We start from the raw sequence: 21,590 nt of genomic DNA, 5'->3' as shown, positions 1-21,590 counted from the left end.
ACACGATGGCCATGATGAAGTCGATGGACATGGGCGAGATGACCATGGACATGGATGCCATGCAGGAATGCATGCAGTCCCTGAACGCGTGCGCGATGGCCGCGGCGATGTGCGCCGGCAGCGACATGATGCACGGCGCCGAGATGGCCACGTGCTGCGCCATGTGCTCGAACATGGTCGAGATGGCTCAGGCGACGATGCACATGATGATGCGTCCGGCCGGAATGAACATGGACGTGATGAGCGCCATGATGACCGCCTGCATGACCATGGGCAAGGCCTGCGCCGCCGAGTGCCGCGCGCACGGCGACATGGACGAGATGTGCCGCTACTGCGCGATGGCCTGCGACGACATGGTCATGAAGTGCGAGGCCATGATGGCCTCGATGACCGCCTGAGTTCTCCTCTCGAACTACTCGGCGCGCGCGGTCGTGACGACCGTCGCCGCGCTGAGCAGTTCTGCGACCGGGTGGTACGCCACCGGCTCCCCCGACGTGATGTCGACCGCCGGACCGATGACACGAAGCCGTACCGTCGCGCCGCTCAGCAGTGCAACGGTCACGGTCGCGCCGTCGACGCCGGCCACGAGGCCGTCCGACCAGGCGGCGGGGTTCGAGGCTGCCATGCAGCGCTGGATCGGGTGGACTGTCGACGAGATCGTGCGGGACATGGCTTCACCTGCCTTCGAGGGGTTTCGGTGAGACGAAGCTACGGGATGCCGGCAGTCCAGGAGCGGGGAGCGTAGCGGGGCGTAACACCTCGCCGTGCGGTTCGTCGCGAGACAGCGAGAAGACGGGCCGCACATCCTCGAGGCGGTGCTCGACGGTGTTACGCCTCAACCCTCGACGCGGGGAGCGGCCGCCGCCATCTGATGCCTCAGCCCGTCGAGGACGGCGCGGACATTGACGCCGTCGCGGCGCGCAGAACGCACGGTCGCAGCGATCTCACGAAAGGCGGTCTCGTCGACGAGGCGCACCGCGACGGTGCCGGCAGGAAGGCTCCCCCGCCCGAGGCGCGGGAGAGCGGCGATGGCCAGCCCCTGCTCGACGAAAGCGAGGAGGGACTGAAACTCCGCTGCCTCGTAGACGGTCCCGGAGCCTCGGTCGAGTCCCGTTGTCGAGTCGAGCCACCGTCGGTAGGGATCGTCGTCGGGGGTCACCGCCCAGTTCTCATCGACGAGGTCGAGCCATCTCAGGCTGGTGCGGCCGGCGAGCGGGTGGTCACGCGCGAGGATGATGTCGACGGCATCGTGTCCGAGGACGATCCGGTCCAGGCCAGGGTCGGTGCGACTGGCCGATGCGTCGCCCCACGACTTCACGATGGCCACATCAGCGAGACCGAGACGCACGTGCCGGAGCCCCTCCGCGGGCTCGCACTCGACCGGCTCGATGCGAAGAGCAGGGTGAGCGTCACGCAGAGCGGAGATGAGGGGCAAGACCAGCCCCCTCAGCGCCGTCGGGAAAGCCGCGATGCGCAGCAGCCCGGAAGGGCGAGCGGATGCCGCGACCTCGGCCAGATCGTCCAGTCGCAGCACGGCGGGTCGACCCTCGTCGACGAGCCGGCGAGCGAGCTCGGTGAGGACGACGCCGCGCCCCACCCTCTCCAGCAGCGGCGCGCCGACGGAGTGCTCCAGGCGTTGCACGCGCTGGGTCACGTTCGACGGGGTGTAGTGCAGGAGCCCGGCCGCTGCGGTCACCGACCCGGCGTCCGCCACCGCGATCAGGGCGCGAAGCCCCTGCACATCGATCATTCACCGATCCTAAATCCTGGGCACGACGAATACTCGATTGTGCTTCAGGGTCATCGCCGCGAGCATCGAGGGGTGACCCAGACGACGCTCCTCGCCACCGGCATCCCCTCGCCCCGCAACCCGCGCACACGCGCGAGTGTGCTGTTGGCGCTCGCGATGGCCGGGTGGGGAACGATCGGGCTTTTCAGCATTCAGGCGGGCACCGACGCGATCACGACCACCGCGTGGCGCTGCGTGTTCGCGGCGGCAACACTGCTGGTGCTGTCGCTCGCGACGCGGTCGTTCCGCACGTCCGTGTGGACGCGGCGCGCGGTCGCGTTGACCGTTCTCGGTGGTCTCGCACTGGTGGCGAACTGGGCGTTCCTCTTCTTCTCGTTCAGCCAGACGACGATCACCATCACCACAGTCGCGTATCACCTGGAGCCGTTCTTCCTCGTCGCACTCGGCGCCCTCGCCGCCCGCAAAGCCCCACGGCGTCGCGACATGGCGTGGCTTCTCGTGGCCTTCTGCGGACTCCTGCTCGCGACGCAGTTCGTCGGGCTCGACGGCATCCAACCGCTCGACACGGCCCAGCTGCTCGGCGTCGGCGCCGCGCTCGCAGCCGGAGCCCTCTACGCCGTCGCCACCTTCGCCGCACAGCACACCCGCGGCATCCGCCCCTACCCGATGACGCTCATCCAGTGCGTGGTGGGGGCCGCGATCCTGCTGCCGTTCGCGCGAGCGCTGGACTGGAGCGACCCCTCGTGGGGGTGGATCGCGGTGATGGGCATCGTGCACACCGGCCTGCTGTACTCGATCCTCTACAGCACCGCCCGCGTGCTCTCGACCATCACTATCGCGGCCCTGTCGTTCGTGAACCCGGCGGTGGCCGTGCTCGTCGACGTGATGGTCTACGGGCACCTGCCCGATGCCCTGCAACTGCTCGGCATCGCGATCATCACCGGCGCGACGTTGGCGATGACGGTCCGCAATCGCTGATGGGCCGGCCCTCAGCGGGACGCCGGAGGAGGGTCGTCACCGTGGCGGAGTCCCCCCTCTATGCGGGCGAGCAGGGCAGCCGCCGCCTGCACTCCGGCTTCATCGCCGCCGAGCGCCTCTCGCAGGCGGTCGGCCCAATACGCATGAAGCTTCTGCACGCTTTTCTCCGCGAGAGCGGTGGGATGCAGACGCGTCACTCGAGCGTCATCCGGGGCGGTCTGACGCTCGATCAGGCCCTTCGCAACCAGCGAGCGCAGCGCGACGCTGCAGTTGCTGCGCTGCAACGCCGTCGCTTTGGCGACGGCGCTCGGGGAGGCGCCGGGATTGTGGTGCACCCATCTCATGACCAGGGCTTCCGTGCCGGTGAGCGGCACGATGTCGGGCGCCTGAGGCCCCTTCGGATCGATCTCGCGCGCGACGCGCATCACGACGTCGGCGAACTCGGCGAGAGCACCGTCAGAGACCGAGGGGGGCACGGCTCGACTGTAACAGCGCGCCATTCAGTTATGCTTTCATAACTATGACGATCGACACCGGTTCCCTCCGTACTCCGGCTGCGCCCTCTTCCCCTCACCCAAAGGGCATCACGACGCCGCTTCTGCTGGTGCTCGGGCTCCTGAGCGCCGTCGCCCCTTTCGCCACCGACCTCTACCTGCCGGCGTTCCCGCAGATGACCGTCGAGCTGGCGACTTCGGCCACGACCGTGCAACTCACACTGACGGCGTTCCTCATCGGCGTGACCGCCGGGCAGCTCGTCTTCGGCCCGCTCTCCGACCGCTTCGGCCGCGTCCCGCCCCTCGTCGTCGGTGCCGCTCTCTGCGTGCTCGCGAGCGCCGTCGCGGTATTCGCCCCCAACGTCGCCGTCCTCGTCGCCGCGCGTCTGTTCCAGGGCCTCGGCGGGGCCGCGGGAATGGTCATCGGTCGCGCAGTCATCTCCGACCTGGCGACCGGCAAGGCCGCCGCGCGCGCCTTCTCGCTCATGATGATCGTCGGCGGCGTCGCCCCGGTCGTGGCCCCGCTCCTCGGGGGCCTGCTCACCGGACCGATCGGCTGGCGCGGCCTGCTGGCGATCGTTCTGGGACTATCGGTGGCCATGCTCGTCGCCGTGCTCGCGGTGGTGCGCGAGACGCATCTGCGCGCCCGCCGCGACATGCTGCGCGCCGAGCGGGTGGCATCCGGGTCTCCCCTTCGCGCATTGCGGTCGCGGACCTTCATCGGCTACACGGCGGTGTTCGCCTTCGGTTTCGCGGTGATGATGGCGTACATCTCGGCGTCACCGTTCCTGTACCAGAACATGCTCGGGCTCGACACGGTCGGATACGGAGTGATGTTCGGCCTGAACGCGCTCGCGCTGGTGTTCGTGAGCGCGCTGTCACCGAAGCTCACCGCCACCCGCTCGGTGGAGAGCGTCCTGACCCTCGGCATCGCGAGCGTGACCGCGTCGACCATCGCCTTTGCCCTTCTCGTCTTCTCCGGAGCGCCGGCGTTCTGGCTCGCGGTGCCGCTCTTCACCGCCGTCGGGTCGCTGGGCCTGGTGTTCGGCAACGCGACCGCGCTGGCGCTCGGCGCCGTGCCCCGCATCGCCGGCAGCGCCTCAGCGGTGCTGGGAGCCGCGCAGTTCGGGCTGGCTGCGGTGGTCTCGCCGCTGGTCAGCCTGGGCGGCGAGGGCACCGCCGCTCCTCTGGCGGTCGTCATGCTCGCGTCTGCGGCCATCGCCATCGTCGTTCTCGCGGTCACGCGCCGCGCGGAGGGCACGGCGAGGACGCACACCACCGAGGATCACTGACACCGCGCGGCCGCGGCGGTCGGAGGAAGCCGTCCCGCGATCCGCGACTTGACTGTGAGCGCACTCGAACTTCTACGCTGACCGGGTGGGCAGCGATGACGTCGGCCTGACGGTCGCGCAGATGGCCCGGACCACCGGAGTGAGCGCGCACACCCTGCGCTACTACGAACGTGTGGGGCTTCTGCGGCCCGTGGTCCGGACCGCAGGGAAGCAACGTCGGTATCGCGACTCCGACGTGGAGTGGGTGGCGTTCCTGCTCCGCCTGCGGCAGACCGGGATGCCGATCGCGCAGATGCGCGAGTACGCCGACCTGCGTCATCGGGGAGACGCCACCAAGCGGAGTCGCCTCGACCTGCTCGAGGCGCATCAGCTGGCCCTGCGTGACCGCATCGCCGAGCTCCGCGCGCACGAGCGCGCCCTGAGCGACAAGATCAGCGTCTACCGCCAAGCCCTCCCCGTGCTCGACCAAGACGAAGAAGAACGGCAGGAGCCATGACCGAGAAGACAGCCCGCCAGCAGCAGTTCGCCCACGGCAAGGATGTTCTGGATGCCGTCGACGGTGAGGCCGGCGCGAAGGTCATCGAGGCGCTCGAAGATGTGTCTCCGGAACTGGCCCACCAGGTCGTCGCGTGGGCCTTCGGCGAGATGTACGCGCGCCCCGAACTGCCGCCGCGCGATCGACAGCTCGTCACCCTCAGCATCCTGACCGCCCTCGGCGGATGCGAGCCGCAGCTCGACGTGCACGTGAACGCGGCGCTCAACGTCGGACTCACGCCGACCGAGATCACCGAGGCGATGCTCCACGCGGCCGTGTACTGCGGTTTCCCCCGCGCACTCAACGCCACATTCGCGGCGAAGAAGGTGTTCGCGGAGCGCGGCCTGCTGCCCGTGGCCTGAAGCGGGGCGTACCACCGCGCGCATGAACGAACGGCTCGCCTATTCGCGGCCGTGCGGGCGGATGCCGGCGGTCGCAGCCGCCCGCTTCCGCGCGAACTGCGGCCGGACGCTCGGCGGCATCCATCACGAGCCCGCCTCGGCGTCGTACGCGCTCCTCGCCTCGAGGACGGTCTGCATGTTCTGCTCCGCCCAGATCTTGAGCCCCCTGACGACGGCGAAGAACGAGTGCCCCGTGGGGCTGAGGGAGTACCGGACGGTGACGGGAACCGTGGGCTCCACGTCTCGGTCGATCAGACCGTCGCGTTCGAGGGTGCGCAGGGTCTGCGTGAGCATCTTCTGACTCACTCCGGCGATGTGTCGCCGCAGCTCCGAGTAGCGCGCAGGGCCCTCGGCGAGAGCCGAGAGCACGAGCACCACCCACTTGTCCCCGAGCGTCGACAGCAAGTGCCGACTCGGGCACGTGGCGAGATACGCGTCGTACTCGATACGGGCGTGCGTGCGCTTCTCGGCCGCGGTCAGTGTCGCCAAGAGTCCTCCCTGGGGTACCTACGCACTCTTGGGTGCCTTCTTTCTGAAAGAGAGCATACGCGCCCACAATGACGGTCGGTCCGATCGCGTCGATCGGACGTCAGACCGCTCGGAAGGAAACAGCAATGCGCACAGCGATCGTCACCACCCCGGGATCCGCCGAGGCCATCGGGATCGTCTACCGACCCGACCCCATCCCCGAGCCGAGCGAGGTCGTGATCGCGGTCGGGGCGGCCACGGTGAACCCCGTCGACCTTCAGACCCGCGCAGGCGTCTACCACTCGCTCGGGTGGGTCTCTCGTGCGGAGGTCGGACTGGGGTGGGATGCCGTGGGCACCGTCATCGAGAAGGGAGGCGAGGTCGACGGCATCCGCGTCGGCGACCGTGTGGCCGTTATCATCGGGGGCGTCGATCGCGGCTTCGGTGCGCACGCGGAGCGCGTGTCGGTCCCGGCGCGAGACGTCGCCCGAGTGCCCGCCGACCTGAGCTCGGCGCACGCCGCGACCGTTCCCTTGAATGCGACCACGGCATCCGCGGGTCTCGACCTTCTGGGCGAGGCGCAGGGTCGCTCACTGCTGGTGACGGGCGCCGCGGGCGCCGTCGGCGGCTTCGCGCTCGAACTCGCCCGCGAACGCGGCTTCTCGGTCACCGGACTCGCCCGGGCCGACGATGCCGGGTTCGTGACCGCGACCGGTGCTGACTTCGTCGCCGATCTTGCCGACGCGGCCGCCTTTGACGCGGCCTTCGATGCCGCGGCGATCGGCGATGCGGTCGTGGCGAGCGTGCGAGACCGGGGCGCCTACGTCGGCGTGATCCCGGTCGCGGTGCCCGCGTCCGATCGCGGCATCTCCGTTCAGGCCGTCATGGCAGGACCAGACGGAGCCCTCCTCGGACGGCTGCTCTCGGCGGCGGCGAAGGGCACGATCACCCCGCGCGTGCACGCGATGCTCCCCCTCGAACGTGCCGCGGACGCGCATCAACAGTTCGGAAGCGGCGGAGTCCGCGGACGGATCGTGCTGCCCCCCTGAGCACGGGCGGGACGGGGGCGTGAGGCGCGTCGCCCGTCCCGCGCGTGCCTCACGTGATCCGCGTCATAGGTCTCCGCGCTCACCCTCATCGACGACGCAGGATCCGTGCCCACCGTCGAGCGCTCGACTCTGGACGGGCGAGGTCATTCCGGTGCCGACCCGTGCTTGCTCAGCGGCCGGCGCCGTCACTCTGCGGGCGACGGAAGTCGGCGGGGAGGTCACGCGGTCTCTGCTCGACATCCTCACCCGTCTGCGCAGACCCGTGGGCGGCCGGCAGGTCCAGCGATGACGTGGGCGTCCAGCCGTAGATCGACGATTGCACCGCCGCGGCGTCCATAGGCTCCCAAATGCAACTGACGCTCGGTAGTGAGCGGCCTCTATCGGCGGTACTCCTGTGGCTCGGCCTGGTCGAGGATCGCAGAGGTGAGATCCTGGACCGCGGCCTGCCACGCCGCAACTGCGAGCACGATGACCGTTCGATGCAGGGAAACCTCTTGGATTCGTCGCCCGCGTCCTCCGCATCCGTGCGTTTAATGGATGGCGATGAGGTTGTCGCAGTGCGTCATCGCGCGACCGTAATTGTCTACCGCTTGCTGCAGGCGCATGGACCTCGATCTGATGCTGAGCAGATCCTGCTCGCGACGACGAGCGCCTGCACGGCAGTCGGCTAGTTCTCACATACGTTGGTGATAGTCAACTTCAAGGGAGAGACTGCGTGCCCGGAATCCACGAGATCCTCAACGAGCTTCGTTCTGTCGCGTATGACGAGCGCGACAAAGGCGGTCGCTTCGAGAAGCTGATGCAGGCGTATCTGAAGACGGAGCCGCAGTACTACGAGCTGTACGACGAGGTGTGGCTCTGGAGCGAGTACCCGCACCGGAACGGTCGCACCGACACGGGTATCGACCTGGTGGCGCGTGCGCGCGCCACGGGGGAGCACACGGCTATTCAGTGCAAGTTCTTCGATCCGTCCACGCATGTCACCAAGCCGATGCTCGACTCGTTCCTCTCGGCGTCGGGAAAGTTCACTGTGGACTACGTCCCCGAGTTCACGTCGCGACTTGTGATCTCCACCTCGGACTCGTGGGGGAGGAACGCGGAAGAGGCGGTAGAGAACCAGAACCCGCCCGTCTCACGCCTCCGTGTGCAGGACCTCGACGACTCGTCGATCGACTGGTCGCAGTTCTCGCTGCAGCGCCCCGGTGAGCTGACGAAGAAGCCGCAGAAGAAGCCCTTCCCCCATCAGGAGAAGGCGATCACAAACGTAACCAACGGGTTCGAGACCGCTGATCGCGGCAAGCTGATCATGGCCTGCGGCACGGGCAAGACGTACACCTCGCTCAACATCGTAGAGCGGATGGTGCCTGCCGGGGGAACGATCCTCTTCCTGGTGCCGTCCATCGCGCTGCTCTCGCAGACGCTGAAGGAGTGGACCATGGAGGCATCGCGCCCGCTGCGCTCCTTCGCGGTGTGCTCGGACGTGTCGGTCGGCAAGCGCAAGGATGAAGAAGACACCCCCGTTGTGGACCTGGCGTACCCCGCGACGACGAAGCCGGAGCGGCTGGTGGCGAAGTACAACGTCGCCCCCGACGACCCTGCCACGGTGACTGTGGTGTTCTCGACCTACCAGAGCATCGATGTGGTCGCGCAGGCCCAGCGAGACGGGCTCCCCGAGTTCGATGTCATCGTCTGCGACGAGGCCCACCGCACCACCGGTGTGACCCTCGCAGGCGCAGAAGAATCGACATTCGTCCGCGTCCACAACCAGGACTACATTCGGGGCAAGAAGCGGCTCTACATGACCGCCACCCCGAAGATCTACGCCGACTCCTCACGTAGCAAGGCCGAAGAGGCGGGCGCGGTCCTCACCGACATGAACGACGCCTCGCTCTTCGGTGAGGAGTTCCATCGTCTTGGCTTCGGTGAGGCCGTCAATATCGGCAGACTCACCGACTACAAGGTTCTCGTGCTCGCTGTGGACGAGAGTTACGTCTCCAAGAGATTCCAGCGGCTGCTTGCCGACGAAGACAACGAGCTGACCCTCGACGACGCCGCGAAGATCGTGGGCTGCTGGAACGGTCTGTCCAAGCGTGCCCTCACTCAGGACGAGTTCAAGCTCGACCCTGAACCTATGAAGCGCGCCGTCGCGTTCGCGCGGAACATCGTGGAGTCAAAGAAGATTTCGCAGCTGTTCGAGCAGGTCGTCTCTCGCGAGATCGAGCTGATCGATTCGGAAGAAAAGGACTCTCAGAACCTTGTTGCCGTCGAGGCTGAACACGTCGATGGCACCTACAACGTCCTGCTTCGCAACGAGAAGCTCGACTGGCTGAAGGAGGATCCAGGCGACGGCAACGCCCGTCTCCTGACGAATGCACGCTGCCTCTCCGAGGGCGTCGATGTCCCCTCGCTCGACGCCGTGATGTTCCTTAACCCCCGCGACTCCGTCGTGGACGTGATCCAGTCCGTCGGCCGTGTGATGCGGAAGCTGGATGGGAAGAAGTACGGCTACGTGATCCTTCCAATCGGTGTGCCCGCCGACGTGGACCCCGCGACGGCACTTTCCGACAACAAGAAGTACCGGGTGGTCTGGCAGGTGCTGCAGGCGCTCCGGGCGCACGACGAGCGTTTTGATGCCGAGATCAACAAGATCGATCTCACAAAGAAGACCGACAAGCTTCGAGTCGGCGTCATTGGCAAGAAGGGCACCTCGAAGGCGCGTGAAGATGCCACGACGGGCACCGATCACGGCGCTGTCATGCTCGACTTTCCAGAGCTGGACCAGTGGCGTGAAGCCATTTTGGCCAAGATCGTGGAACGCGTCGGGGAGAAGCGCTACTGGGAGACCTGGGCGAAGGATGTCGTCGGCATCGCCGAGGACCACATCGCCCGCATTACGGCCCTCGTGGAGGGGTCGGACGCCACGCTCCGCGTCGAGTTCCAGCGGTTCATGAAGGGTCTACAAGACAACCTCAATCCGTTCATCGGTGAGCGGGACGCCATCGAGATGCTCTCGCAGCACCTCATCACCAAACCCGTCTTCGACGCCCTCTTCGAGGGCTACTCCTTCTCCGACCACAACCCGGTCTCGCTCGTCATGCAGAGCATGATCGACGCCCTTGAAGGCCAGAATCTGGAGAAGGAGACCGAACGTCTGTCGAAATTCTACGACTCGGTACGCACCCGCGCGGAAGGGATAACAGACGCCTCGGCCAAGCAGACCATCGTCAAGGAGCTGTACGAGAAGTTCTTCCGCACTGCTTTCAGCGGCACCAGCGACAGACTCGGTATCGTCTACACGCCCAACGAGATCGTGGACTTCATCATCCACTCAGTGGACGACGCGCTGAAGGCCGAGTTCGGCGCGTCGATATCTGACGAGGGTGTTCACGTCCTCGACCCGTTTACAGGAACGGGAACGTTTATCGTACGGCTCCTGCAGTCCGGTCTGATCAAGCCGGAGGATCTTGCCCGGAAGTATCGCTATGAACTACATGCAAACGAGATAGTCCTGCTCGCGTATTACGTCGCAGCCATCAACATCGAGGAGACGTACCACGACCTCCTGGGCGGCGGCTACGAGCCGTTCAAAGGCATCGTCCTCACCGACACGTTCCAGCTGAACGAAGCCGATGACCAGATGGACGGCCACGGCGTCTTCCCCGAGAACAACGAACGAGTCGAAGCACAGAAGGCCCTTGACATCCGAGTTATCTTGGGTAACCCTCCCTATTCATCTGGTCAAGACTCAGCCAACGACGACAATGCAAACCTCGCGTACCCGACTTTGGACTCCAGGATCTCCGCGACCTATGCAGCACGCTCCACGGCGAAGCTCACGCGCGCGCTATATGACTCGTACATCCGAGCGATCCGCTGGGCGTCTGACCGTGTCGGCGACAACGGGATTGTGGCCTTCGTCTCAAATGGCGGATTCATCGACGCAAACTCGGCGGACGGGCTTCGCAAGACTCTTGTAGATGAATTCAGCAGCATCTACATCTTCAACCTGCGCGGTAACCAGCGCACTGCAGGCGAACAGTCGCGGAGGGAAGGCGGCAAGGTCTTCGGCAGTGGCAGCCGCGCAACCGTCGCTATCTACCTCCTGATCAAGAACCCGTCCGCGCCCACCCTGGGTAAGGTCTTCTATCGCGACATAGGCGACTACCTCAGCAGAGAGGAGAAGCTCGCTATCGTGCAGAATGCTCGGTCGCACTCCTCAGTTGAGTGGGAGGAGATCCTCCCAAATGATGCGGGCGACTGGCTCAACCAGCGAAGTGAGGCGTTTGAAGCGCTGCCCGCCATCGGAGCGCGGTCAGGCTCAGATGTGACCTTCTTCGCAAGGTACTCGCGTGGACTCGCAACTGGGCGCGATCCCTGGGTTTATGGCTACTCACGCCATGCCGTTGAGACTCAGGTGAAGGCTCTAGTGCAGATGTATCAGAGTCAACTCCGGGAAAAGACCGATGCCGAGCGCGCAGGTCGACCATGGCAGCGGAACAACAATCCGCGCCAGATGAACTGGGGAGGCGATACCGTCCAACATCTGGAGCGCGGACGGAAGTACGAGTTCCGTGCCTCGAAGATTGCACGGGCGATCTATCGGCCCTTCAACGTCGAGTACGCGTATTTCGACTCCGACCTGAACCATCGCACCTACCAGTTGCCTGAAATGTTTGGGAACGGGATCGATAACATCGGCATCTTCGTGACAGCGCCGGGTGAAGCTGGCCCGTTTTCTTGCGTCGCAGTAAGTGCAGTCCCGGACCTTCATGTAATCGCCACTGGCCAGGTGTTCCCCAGGTATACCTACGAGGAGCGCGTGGCCGACGACAGTCTCTTCGCTGCGCTTGACGACAGCGATGGCCCGGTCCGCCGCATCGACAACGTCACTAACGAGATCCTCGCTGACTACCAGAAGTCTTTCGGACCAGAGGTGACGAAGGACGACATCTTCTTCTACGTCTACGGTGTCCTGCACAGCCCCGATTACCGGGATCAGTTCGCCGCAGACCTCAAGAAGATGCTTCCCCGTATCCCAAAGTCGAGCGCCTTCGCCGAGTTCACCGACGCGGGTAGGAGGCTGGCCGAGTTGCACCTGAATTACGAGACCGTGGAGCCGTACCCGCTCGCCGAGGCGATGACCCCCGGCGCGAGCCTGCGCGTGGAAAAGATGCGCTACCTGAAGCGTGGTCGCGAAGCCGACAAGACGACCATCGTCTACAACTCCGGCATCACCGTCTCGGGCATCCCCGAGCAGGCACAAGAGTATATGCTCGGTTCACGGTCGGCGCTGGACTGGATCATGGAGCGCTACCAGATTAAGACGGACAAGTCGTCTGGCATTGTGAACGACCCCAACGACTGGGCCGCGGAGCAGGGCAACCCTCGCTACATCCTCGACCTCATCGCGAGGATCGTCACCGTGAGTGTGGAAACCGTCAAACTCGTGAACGCACTGCCTGCGCTCGACATCATCGAGTAGGTGAGTCAGGGATGCTCCGAGCGATATCACTCGATTCCGCATTCAGGGCGCTGGCGACCCAGCCCTTCGCAGGCGCAAATCCAACGTGTGTTCTGGGTAAGAGGACGGTGATCTACGGCCGGAACGGCAGCGGGAAGACCACCTTCTCTGAGGTTCTGAGGCTAGCCGCGCATGACGGTGAGGCCGAGGGTTCGGTCGTGACCGCCGCGATCCGTATGGACGGTGCGAACTCTTCTGTTCGGCTTGACGGACCCAACTTCCCATGGCGTGTGTTCGTGTACAACCGACATTATGTCCAGGACTCCCTCGCGTTATTCCTTGATGGCTCCGGTGAGTCGCCTACGATTTTGAAGATCGGCGCGGCGAACGTCGAGGCTGCCGCAGAACTTTCCGCTACGAGATCACATCTCGATGTACTCCGAAGGCGTGGGGAGGCTCTAAGCGCAACTCGAAGAACTCTGGAGCGCGAACGTGCCGCGCTGGAACGTCAGGTCAAGGGCGACATCATCGCAGCGCTGAGCGCGAGCGACCTCGCCCGATATAACACGACCACTTTCCAAGTCACCAGAGCACGGACGCTACTCGCAGATGCGTCCCTCTTGGCGCTGACAGACGAATATCTGGCGCGGGAAGTGGCTGCCGCATCCGCCGCCATCCTGTCTCCAGTCGATAAGCTCCGGCCCTGGCCCGCGTTGGCCAGCGATCTGAAGCGAACGATCAATGACGAATTGCTGGGCCTGCCAGTTGAATCAGAAGTGCTTCCTCACCTTAACGAGGACCGTCTCCTATCGACCTGGGCGGAGTCAGGCCTTCAACTCCACCAGGCCGGAGACACATGCAAGTTCTGCAACGCGGGGACGGTCACGGCTGAAGTCCTCGAGTCGTACCATCGCCATTTCAGTGAGGCTCTGAACAACCTCCGCACCCGCCTTCAGAAGGCGGTGGAGTACTTGGACGAGAGATCGAGCAAGATAACCCAGTGGAAGGCGGCGCTACCGGAATCACTCGCATTTGTCAGCGACGTCCGTGCACGCTATGACCTGGCGAAGGAGGCTGCACTCCAGACAAGCGACGAGATTCTCTCCCAGATGAAGCTCGCAAGGGAACGCATCGGCGCGCGGCTCGCTGACCCACTTGTCCCGCTCCCGGTGGAACAGCGACTCCACGATGATTTCACAGCCCTCGATACCGTGGAGCTTGATCTAGCCATCCAGGAGAATCGTGATGCCTGCGGCGAGCAGAGCGACCGCAAGGCACTGGCTCAGAAGGCTGTCGAAGAGCATTACTCAGCTGCGGAAGGGCCGACGTATCGCCGCATACTCGACCGTCTGAGGCGCATAGATAGAGCTGAGGCGGCTATCGAGCGCCGACGATCTGCACTCAGGTTCTCGGTTACACGGTTAGAGCAGTCGCAGGACGATACCTCCCGGATGGCGATCGAGATTGATGCCGACGTTCGTAACCACTTTGGACATAAGCATCTGCGGATTGAAGTCTCAGACGACGGCAAGGGATACGTGGTGCTTCGAGACTCAACGCCCGCAACCAGGCTCAGCGAAGGTGAGCGGAATGCCATCGCATTCGCCTATTTCCTACGGACATTGGACGCTGACGGCGTTGACCCAACGAAGTCCATCGTCGTGATTGACGATCCCGTAACGAGCATGGATAAGGAGTCGCTGTTCGCTGGTTTCGCACTCGCCGAAGAACGCACGAAGAACTTCGCCCAAGTGATTGTTCTCACCCATGACTACGAGTACTTCCGCTTGCAGCTCCGTCAGCGCAAGAATGCGCGCAACACCTCGACCCAGCGGATTCGCGAGGGCAACGCGAACGAAATCGCCTTCCCTGGCGTCGCTGTCTTGGAGATGGTAGCCACGCTTAGCCGCACCAGCGGGCAGCGCACGAGTAGCCTCCGCCCAATGCCCGGCAGCCTCATCCGGCACCCAAGCGAATATCACTACCTCTTCTTCACAATCGGGCAGTCAGTCCTATCAAATGCTCGTGACACGCTTCCACTGATGGGGAATGCGGCGCGCCGACTACTTGAAGGTTTCATTTCCTTTCGGGCACCGAACTTTGATGACTTTCAGCAGAAGGTCGATGCGATCCAGAGAGCGGAGAACCTGGACCCGGTACTTACACGCCGCATCGTGAAGTTCTTGCACGGTATGTCGCACCGCGAGGAACCGCGTCCAACCTCGGCGCTCGATTTTCCGTCCATCGAGCAGGAACTTTGCGCGTCGCTCGAATTCATGTATCTAGCGGATCATAAGCACTTCAAAGACATGTGCAAGGCGGTGGAAATAGATTATCTGAGCTTGGTCGAAGCGCTCCAATCCGTGAGCGACTCGGAGTAGCCTTCTCGTCCGACGGGTAGTGGCCCTAGGATGCTGCTAGGTAGCGCCAGTCGCCAGCCGTCCTTGTGCGGACTGATGCTGCCGGAACGATTTCCTCTTGTCTTCGCCATGTTGCTCTCCCGAGTGTCATACGGAGAGGCGGTGCCTGCGAGCAGGGTGAACCCACTGGCCATCTGTTGGCCACGGCGCGTCACGCCTCCTTGGGAGGCAGATGACCCGTGAGACAAGAGACCAGTCGGGAGTATGGAACTCGGCGTGGAGGGGATGACGGGAATTGAAACCGCGTAATCAGTTTGGAAGACTGACGCACGGCCACCCAGACCTTCTCGCGCATGTAACGCCCACGTAAACTCCCCCTCTCCCCCACCCCCACCGCGGGTGAGACAACCGTTACCTCCCCGCCCCTCCCGACGCGGTCGCGGGTAACGCCCCCTCCCTACGCTGGCGGCACGCCCCACCCATGCGGGGCGCTGCACCTCCCCACATCGCCCAACGGAGGACCCCCGTGACCGTCACCGACCCGCGCCCCGAAACCACCACGGCGCCACCCGCAGCAGCCGAAGCAGAGCTCAAACACCGCCCCGGCCGCTGGATCGACAACTGGAACCCCGAGAACGCCGCGCAGTGGGCCAAGGAGGGCAAGGCCATCGCCTCCCGCAACCTGCGGTGGTCGATTTTCGCCGAGTTCCTCGGCTTCGTCGTCTGGCAGCTGTGGTCGGTCGTCGTCGTTTCGCTGCCCGCCGCGGGCTTCCAGCTGTCGACGGGTGAGATCTTCTGGCTCATCTCCATGCCGAGCCTCGTCGGCGCGACGCTGCGCATCCCCTACACGTTCATGGTTCCGCGCTTCGGCGGCCGCAACTGGACGATCGTCTCGGCCGGCCTCCTGCTCATCCCGAGCATCGGCCTCGCCATCGCGGTCAGCAACCCCGCGACCCCGTTCGGCCTGCTGCTCCTCATCGCCGCGTTCGCCGGCTTCGGTGGCGGCAACTTCGCAAGCTCCATGGCGAACATCACGTTCTTCTACCCGGCCGCGCAGAAGGGCTACGCGCTCGGGCTCAACGCCGCCGGCGGCAACCTCGGCGCCTCGGTCGCACAGTTCGTCGTCCCCATCGTCATCACGGTCGGTGCCGCCGCCACCCTCAATCTGCCGCTCGCGGGTCTCATCTGGGTGCCGCTCATCATCGTCGCCATGGTCGGCGCCTACCTCCGCATGGACAACCTCTCCAGCGCGAAGGCCGACATCACGGCATCCCTCGCCGCTCTGAAAGAGCCGCACCTGTGGATCATGGCCGTGCTCTACATCGGCACGTTCGGCTCGTTCATCGGCTTCGCCGGTGTCTTCCCGAAGCTGCTCGCCGACACATTCCCCGACTTCAAGGGCTTCGCGATCGGCACGGCCACCGTCACACTCGCGTTCCTGGGTGCGCTCGTCGGCTCGCTCGCCCGACCCTACGGCGGCAAGCTCGCCGACCGCTTCGGCGGCACCGTCATCACGATGGGCGCATTCACGGTGATGGGTCTCGGCATCCTGGGCGTCATCCTCACCCTGCCGATGCAGAACTTCGCGATCTTCCTGCTGTGCTTCCTGGTGCTGTTCGCCGCCGCCGGCATGGGCAACGGCTCGACCTACCGCATGATCCCGACCATCTTCGCCCTGCGCTCCAACAGCGGCATCGGCGCGCAGCGCAAGGCCGCCGCGGCCCTTGGCCTCATCTCGGCGATCGGCGCGTACGGCGGGTTCTTCATTCCGCAGCTGCTCGGCTTCTCGAAGACCACGTTCGGCTCGTACACCCCGGCCCTCGGCTGGTTCGCCCTCGCGTACGTCGCCTTCCTCGCCCTCACCGCGGGCGTGTACCTGCGCATGTCGAAGAAGAGCGGAACCCGCATCTGATGTCCCTGAGCTCCGCCGACACCCACTGCCCCTACTGCGCGCTGCAGTGCGCCATGACCGTGACCCACGAGGGGTCCACCACGGTCGCCGGCCGCGACTTCCCCACGAACCGGGGCGGGCTCTGCGCGAAGGGCTGGACGTCGGCGGAGCTTCTGGCATCCCCCCACAGACTCCGGATGCCGCTGCTCCGGCAACCCGACGGCACCCTCGCCCAGACCACCTGGGATGAAGCTCTGGACGCCGTCGCAGCAGCATTCCGCGACACGAAGGCCACCCACGGACCCGACGCCAACGCCATCTTCGGCGGCGGCGGACTCACCAACGAGAAGGCGTACCAGCTCGGCAAGTTCGCCCGCGTCGCGCTCGGCACCTCGCGCATCGATTACAACGGCCGGTTCTGCATGTCGTCGGCGGCAGCGGCATCCAATCGCGCGTTCGGCATGGACCGGGGGCTGCCCTTCCCCGTCACCGACCTCGACGACGCCTCGACGATCCTGCTGCTCGGCTCGAACGTCGCCGCGACCATGCCGCCTTTCCTCGCGCACCTCGCCGGGGCCCGCGCCGTGGGAGGCCTGATCGTCGTCGACCCGCGCCGCTCGGCCACCGCGCTCCTCACCCAAGACGGCGCCGGCACCCACCTGCAGCCCGCACCCGGAACCGACCTGCCCCTGCTGCTCGGCCTCACGCACATCGCCTTCGCCGAGGGTCTCGCCGACCGTGCCTATGGTGAGGAGCGCACGACAGGCTTCGACGCGGTGCGGCGATCCGTCTCCGCGTGGTGGCCGGAGCGAACGGCATCCACCACCGGGGTTCCCGTCGCCGAGCTGCGGGCCACCGTGCGGCGCCTCGCCGCGGGACGCGCATACATCCTCACCGGACGCGGAGTCGAGCAGCACGTCGACGGCACCGCCACCGCGACCGCCGCGATCAACCTCGCGCTCGTGCTGGGCCTGGTCGGCCGCGAGGGCTCGGGCTACGGCACCCTCACCGGCCAGGGCAACGGCCAGGGCGGACGCGAGCACGGCCAGAAGGCCGACCAGCTGCCCGGTTACCGCTCCATCCGCGACCCCGAGGCGCGCCGGCACGTCGCCGAAGTGTGGGGCATCGAGCCGGACGAGATCCCGGATGCCGGCATCCCCGCCACCGCCCTGCTCGCCGAACTCGGTGGGCCGGTGAAGACGCTGCTGGTCGCGGGCTCGAACGTCGTCGTCTCGGCGCCCGACGTCGACGCGCTGCGGGAGCGGCTCCAGGCCCTCGACACCCTCATCGTGTGCGATTTCTTCCTCAGCGAGACCGCGGAGCTCGCCGACATCGTGCTGCCCGCGCTGCAGTGGGCCGAGGAGGAGGGCACGATGACCTCGCTCGAGGGCCGGGTCATCCGCCGTCGTCAGGCCCTGCCCGGCCCCGAGGGGGCCCGCAGCGAGCTGTGGATCATGTCGGAGCTCGCGCGGCGCCTGGGCGCGGCATCCACCTGGTCGATCGACCCGGCCGGGGTGTTCGACGAGCTTGCCCGCGCGTCGGAGGGTGGGGTCGCCGACTACTCCGGCCTCTCGCACGCCCTGCTCGACACGGGGATCGAGGCGTACTGGCCGTACCGCACCGAGAGCACGCCGCGGCCCTTCACGCAGCGCTTCGCCCACGCCGACGGTCGGGCTCGTCTCGTGCCGGTGGATGCCACTCCCCCGGCGCCGACCGACCGCGGCGGCGAGCTGACCCTCACCACCGGCCGCTACCTGCAGCAGTACCAGTCGGGCACCCAGACCCGCCGCGTCGCCGAGCTGAACGGCGCCCGCCCCGAGGCGCGGCTCGAGATCCACCCCGCGACGGCGTCGCGCCTCGGCATCCGCGAGGGCGCGCTGGTCGCCGTGTCGAACGAGCGGGGCGAGGTACGGGCACGGGCGACGGTGACCACCGACATCCGCCACGACACCGTCTTCCTGCCGTTCCACTACGCCGGCGACGAGTGCGCCAACCGCCTCACCGAAGCCGTCGTCGACCCGACCTCGGCCATGCCCGAGTTCAAGCGCACGCGGGTGCGGGTGCAGGCGATCCCGGATGCCACGCCCCCTCACGCCACGGCCTCGCCGGTCGTCGTGGCGGAGCACCCGGGTGTGGGGCCCGCGCTCGTCGGGGTCGCGAGAGGTGCGGCGCCGAGCACTACGCCGTCGGGCGCCCCGTCGCTGAGCACAGCGTCGTCACGCACACCGTCGTCGCGCACAGCGTCGTCGCGCACACCGACGTCACGCACACCGTCGTCGCGCACACCGTCGTCGCGCACCGAGGAGGAGACCCGTGTCTGAGCGTGTGGTGCTGGTGGGCTACGGCCCCGTCGGGGCGCGGCTGGTCGAGGGGCTCCTGCCCGCGGTGCGAGAGGGGCGGATCGACCTGACCGTCGTCGGCGCCGAGCCGCACGACGTGTACAACCGCGTGCTGCTCGCCGAGTACGCTGTCGGCCGCACCGACCGCGACGGGCTCGACATGGGCGACCGCCGCGTCGCTGAAGAAGCGGGAGTGCGCTTCGCGCTCGGGACGACGGTGGTCGGCGTCGACCGCGACCTCGGGGTGGTGCGCCTGCATGACGGCATCCGTGTTCCCTACGACCGGCTCGTGCTCGCCACCGGGGCCCGGGCGAACGTGCCGACGCTCGCCGGGCTCGAGCGGACGCAGCGGCACCGATCCGCGCGGCCGGCCGACCCTTCTGCTCTCGATCAGGGCACTGCGCCGCTCCCCCGCGGTGTCGTGGCCCTGCGCGACCTCGCCGACGCCGAGCACGTGCGCGCGGCGGTCTCGGCCGGTCAGCGCATCGTCGTGCTCGGCGCGGGAGTGCTCGGCATGGAACTCGCCCTCGCCGCCGCCGAAGCGGGGGCCGAGGTGGTCGTGGCGTACCACTCCGCCGCGCCGATGAACCGGACGCTGGATGAGAACGGCGGACGCGTGCTCGCCGCCGCGGCGAGCGCCGTGGGCGTCGAGATGATGCACCACGCGCGCGCCGAGAGCATCGTGCAGCGCTACGACGACCACGGTCAGGCCTGGTTCGACGGACTCGTGTGCGCCGACGGCAAGGTGCTCGCGGGCGACCTGCTGGTGTTGTCGTGCGGCGTCGGGGCACGGGCGGAGCTCGCATCACTCTGCGGTCTCGCCACCTCGGCCGGCGTGCTCGTCGACGCGGCGTCGCGCTCGTGGACCGACCCGAACGTCTTCGCCATCGGCGACTGCGCGCACGTCGCCGACCCCGCCGGAGCCGGTGCCGACGGCCGCGTGCCGGGCGGTCCGAGCGGACTCGTCGGACCCGGCTGGCGGCAGGCCGACAGGCTCGCGGCGTTGCTGTCTTCCGGAGTCGAGGGACCTGTCGCCGTCGAACGCCCCGGCGTCGTCATGCTCAAGGCCGAGGGAATCGACGTCGTCGCCGGCGGCGCGGTCGACGCCGACCCCTTCGCACACGCTCCCGGATGCCACGGCTCCCAGGTCACGCTCTGGGCCGACCCCGCGCGCGGCGCGTACGTGAAGCTCGTCACCGTCGAGGGCGTGCTGATCGGCTTCGTCGCGGTCGGGATGCCGCGGACCGGGGCCGAGCTGACCCTGCTGTTCGAGCGGGGCTCGGAGCTGCCCGCCGACCGCTCGTCGCTCCTGCGCCTCGACGCACCGGACGCCAGGATGGCAGTGGTGGCCGACCCCTTCGCCGCCGACGCAACGGTGTGCTGGTGCAACGGCGTGAGCGCCGGGGCGATCCGCGAGGCGGCCGCGGCGGGCGAACCCACGGTCGCGTGCGTGAAGTCCGCGACCCGCGCCGGCACCGGCTGCGGCGGCTGCGTGGGGCGGATCACCGAGCTGCTGGCCCGCGAGTCCGTGCCGGCGTGAGGCCGCGGCCACCACGTCCGGCGGCCTCGGCGGCGGCGGGTCACGGCGGCGGCCGGGCCGAACTCCTGAGAAACCGCGTGACCACCCCCTCTGAACGCGTCCGCGGCCACCGGCATCCTGAATCTCAGGAGTTCGGCCCGCCGCGACGCGCGCACCACCTCCCCAGACGCGGGTAGGAATTCTGGCCTCGGCGCGCCGCCCCGCCGCCTGCCGACACCGGACCCGGCTGAGGCGAGGCGAAGCCGCCGGGCCAAACTCCTGAGAAACCGGGCGATCACCCCGCCCTGCGCGCGTTCACGGCCACCGGCATCCCGAATTTCAGGAGTTTCGCCCGCTGCCACGCGCGATACCGTCCCGAAACGCGACGGCAGTACAGTCCACGCATGCCTCCGATCGAGAACCTCGTGGCCTTCGTCGCCGCATCGGTCGTCATCATCGTCATCCCGGGTCCGAGCGTGCTCTTCGTGATCGGACGATCCATCGCGCTCGGCCGCCGCGCGGGGGTGCTCAGTGTCGTCGGAAACGCGCTGGGCACCGTGCCCGCCGTCATCGCGGTGGCCTTCGGCGTCGGGGCGATCGTCGCGTCGTCGATCGTCGCGTTCACGGTGCTCAAGATCGTCGGGGCGATCTACCTCGTGTGGCTCGGCATCCAGGCCATCCGTCATCGCCACGCTCACGTCGCCGGGGCGAGCCGCGCGCCGTCGTCGTCGTGGACCCTGCTGCGTCAGGGTTTCGTCGTCGGTCTGACCAACCCCAAGACGATCGCGTTCTTCGTCGCGGTGCTGCCGCAGTTCGTCGACCCGCACGCGGGGGCGGTGTGGCTGCAACTGCTCGTTCTCGGCCTGATGTTCCAGATCATGGCGCTCACCTGCGACAGCGTGTGGGCCCTGGCCGCCGGCACCGCCCGCGAGTGGTTTGCCCGTTCACCCAAGCGCATCTCGACCCTGTCGGGCACGGGCGGTGTCATGATGATCGGCCTCGGCGGCGCGCTCGCGCTGTCGGGCGCGAAGAGTTGACCGGCCCGAAGAGCTG

General features: G+C 66.8%; 17 protein-coding genes. 13 read left to right on the top strand and 4 right to left on the bottom strand.

All coding sequences use genetic code 11. From position 1 onward, the window contains the following. Positions 1 to 5 precede the first annotated feature (5 nt). Positions 6 to 398 (top strand): aldehyde dehydrogenase, encoded by a 393-nt coding sequence (locus tag QE416_RS08630; RefSeq protein ID WP_295824610.1) that lies wholly within the window; start codon positions 6 to 8, stop codon positions 396 to 398. 14 nt (positions 399 to 412) lie between these two features. Here the strand turns inward: QE416_RS08630 and QE416_RS08625 are convergent, their stop codons facing one another. Together QE416_RS08625 and QE416_RS08620 are read right to left on the bottom strand one after the other, a co-directional pair. Next, positions 413 to 670 (bottom strand): nuclease, encoded by a 258-nt coding sequence (locus QE416_RS08625; RefSeq protein WP_307315309.1) that lies wholly within the window; start codon positions 668 to 670, stop codon positions 413 to 415. A 165-nt stretch (positions 671 to 835) separates the two neighbouring features. Beyond that, entirely contained in the window at positions 836 to 1,750 is a 915-nt protein-coding gene (locus tag QE416_RS08620) for a LysR family transcriptional regulator (RefSeq protein WP_307315307.1), read from the bottom strand. Positions 1,751 to 1,822: 72 nt separating this feature from the next. Between QE416_RS08620 and QE416_RS08615 the strand changes: the two genes are divergently transcribed. Continuing rightward, on the top strand, positions 1,823 to 2,728 hold the full coding sequence (locus QE416_RS08615) for a DMT family transporter (protein WP_307315304.1): 906 nt from the start codon (positions 1,823 to 1,825) through the stop codon (positions 2,726 to 2,728). Between the two features lie 11 nt (positions 2,729 to 2,739). Here QE416_RS08615 and QE416_RS08610 read toward each other — a convergent pair whose 3' ends face one another. Further along, positions 2,740 to 3,204: a MarR family winged helix-turn-helix transcriptional regulator gene (locus QE416_RS08610; protein ID WP_307315302.1), complete on the bottom strand. Its 465-nt coding sequence runs from the start codon at positions 3,202 to 3,204 to the stop codon at positions 2,740 to 2,742. 44 nt (positions 3,205 to 3,248) lie between these two features. Between QE416_RS08610 and QE416_RS08605 the strand changes: the two genes are divergently transcribed. The 3 genes from QE416_RS08605 (at position 3,249) to QE416_RS08595 (ending at position 5,411) form a co-directional block, all read left to right on the top strand. Continuing rightward, complete coding sequence (locus tag QE416_RS08605) at positions 3,249 to 4,514, top strand: multidrug effflux MFS transporter (protein WP_307315299.1); 1,266 nt, start codon at positions 3,249 to 3,251, stop codon at positions 4,512 to 4,514. An 85-nt stretch (positions 4,515 to 4,599) separates the two neighbouring features. Beyond that, entirely contained in the window at positions 4,600 to 5,010 is a 411-nt protein-coding gene (locus QE416_RS08600) for a MerR family transcriptional regulator (protein ID WP_307315297.1), read from the top strand. Then, positions 5,007 to 5,411 (top strand): carboxymuconolactone decarboxylase family protein, encoded by a 405-nt coding sequence (locus QE416_RS08595; protein ID WP_307315294.1) that lies wholly within the window; start codon positions 5,007 to 5,009, stop codon positions 5,409 to 5,411. The genes QE416_RS08600 and QE416_RS08595 overlap by 4 nt, the downstream gene beginning before the upstream one ends. Positions 5,412 to 5,534: 123 nt before the next feature. Here QE416_RS08595 and QE416_RS08590 read toward each other — a convergent pair whose 3' ends face one another. Beyond that, positions 5,535 to 5,939 carry a helix-turn-helix domain-containing protein gene (locus QE416_RS08590; protein WP_307315292.1) on the bottom strand — a complete coding sequence of 135 codons (405 nt, stop codon included), beginning with the start codon at positions 5,937 to 5,939 and terminating at the stop codon, positions 5,535 to 5,537. A 125-nt stretch (positions 5,940 to 6,064) separates the two neighbouring features. Between QE416_RS08590 and QE416_RS08585 the strand changes: the two genes are divergently transcribed. The 8 genes from QE416_RS08585 to QE416_RS08550 all read left to right on the top strand — a co-directional run bounded on the left by QE416_RS08585 (position 6,065) and on the right by QE416_RS08550 (position 21,574). After that, positions 6,065 to 6,967, top strand: a complete 903-nt coding sequence (locus QE416_RS08585; RefSeq protein WP_307315289.1) for an alcohol dehydrogenase catalytic domain-containing protein — start codon at positions 6,065 to 6,067, stop codon at positions 6,965 to 6,967. Between the two features lie 347 nt (positions 6,968 to 7,314). Further along, the gene (locus tag QE416_RS08580; RefSeq protein WP_307315286.1) at positions 7,315 to 7,638 is read left to right on the top strand and encodes a hypothetical protein; all 324 of its coding nucleotides are present in this window, start codon (positions 7,315 to 7,317) and stop codon (positions 7,636 to 7,638) included. A 44-nt stretch (positions 7,639 to 7,682) separates the two neighbouring features. Further along, a complete protein-coding gene (locus QE416_RS08575; protein ID WP_307315285.1) occupies positions 7,683 to 12,449 on the top strand; it encodes a type ISP restriction/modification enzyme in 4,767 nt (1,588 codons plus the stop codon). Between the two features lie 11 nt (positions 12,450 to 12,460). Next, positions 12,461 to 14,809, top strand: coding sequence for an AAA family ATPase (locus QE416_RS08570; RefSeq protein ID WP_307315282.1), 2,349 nt, complete (start codon positions 12,461 to 12,463; stop codon positions 14,807 to 14,809). Positions 14,810 to 15,269: 460 nt separating this feature from the next. Beyond that, positions 15,270 to 16,700, top strand: a complete 1,431-nt coding sequence (locus QE416_RS08565) for an MFS transporter (RefSeq protein ID WP_373458842.1) — start codon at positions 15,270 to 15,272, stop codon at positions 16,698 to 16,700. Beyond that, complete coding sequence (locus QE416_RS08560) at positions 16,700 to 19,000, top strand: molybdopterin oxidoreductase family protein (protein WP_307315276.1); 2,301 nt, start codon at positions 16,700 to 16,702, stop codon at positions 18,998 to 19,000. The genes QE416_RS08565 and QE416_RS08560 overlap by 1 nt, the downstream gene beginning before the upstream one ends. After that, the gene (locus QE416_RS08555; RefSeq protein WP_307315274.1) at positions 18,993 to 20,558 is read left to right on the top strand and encodes an FAD-dependent oxidoreductase; all 1,566 of its coding nucleotides are present in this window, start codon (positions 18,993 to 18,995) and stop codon (positions 20,556 to 20,558) included. Before QE416_RS08560 ends, QE416_RS08555 begins: the two co-directional genes overlap by 8 nt. Before the next feature lie 383 nt (positions 20,559 to 20,941). Next, positions 20,942 to 21,574, top strand: a complete 633-nt coding sequence (locus tag QE416_RS08550) for a LysE family translocator (protein WP_267786227.1) — start codon at positions 20,942 to 20,944, stop codon at positions 21,572 to 21,574. Positions 21,575 to 21,590: the final 16 nt, after the last annotated feature.

The sequence above is a fragment of the Microbacterium sp. SORGH_AS_0421 genome (genome assembly GCF_030818635.1).
Taxonomy (GTDB): Bacteria; Actinomycetota; Actinomycetes; order Actinomycetales; family Microbacteriaceae; genus Microbacterium.
The sequence above is the reverse complement of the archived record's forward strand: the minus strand, read 5'-3'. Positions and strand labels throughout refer to the sequence as shown.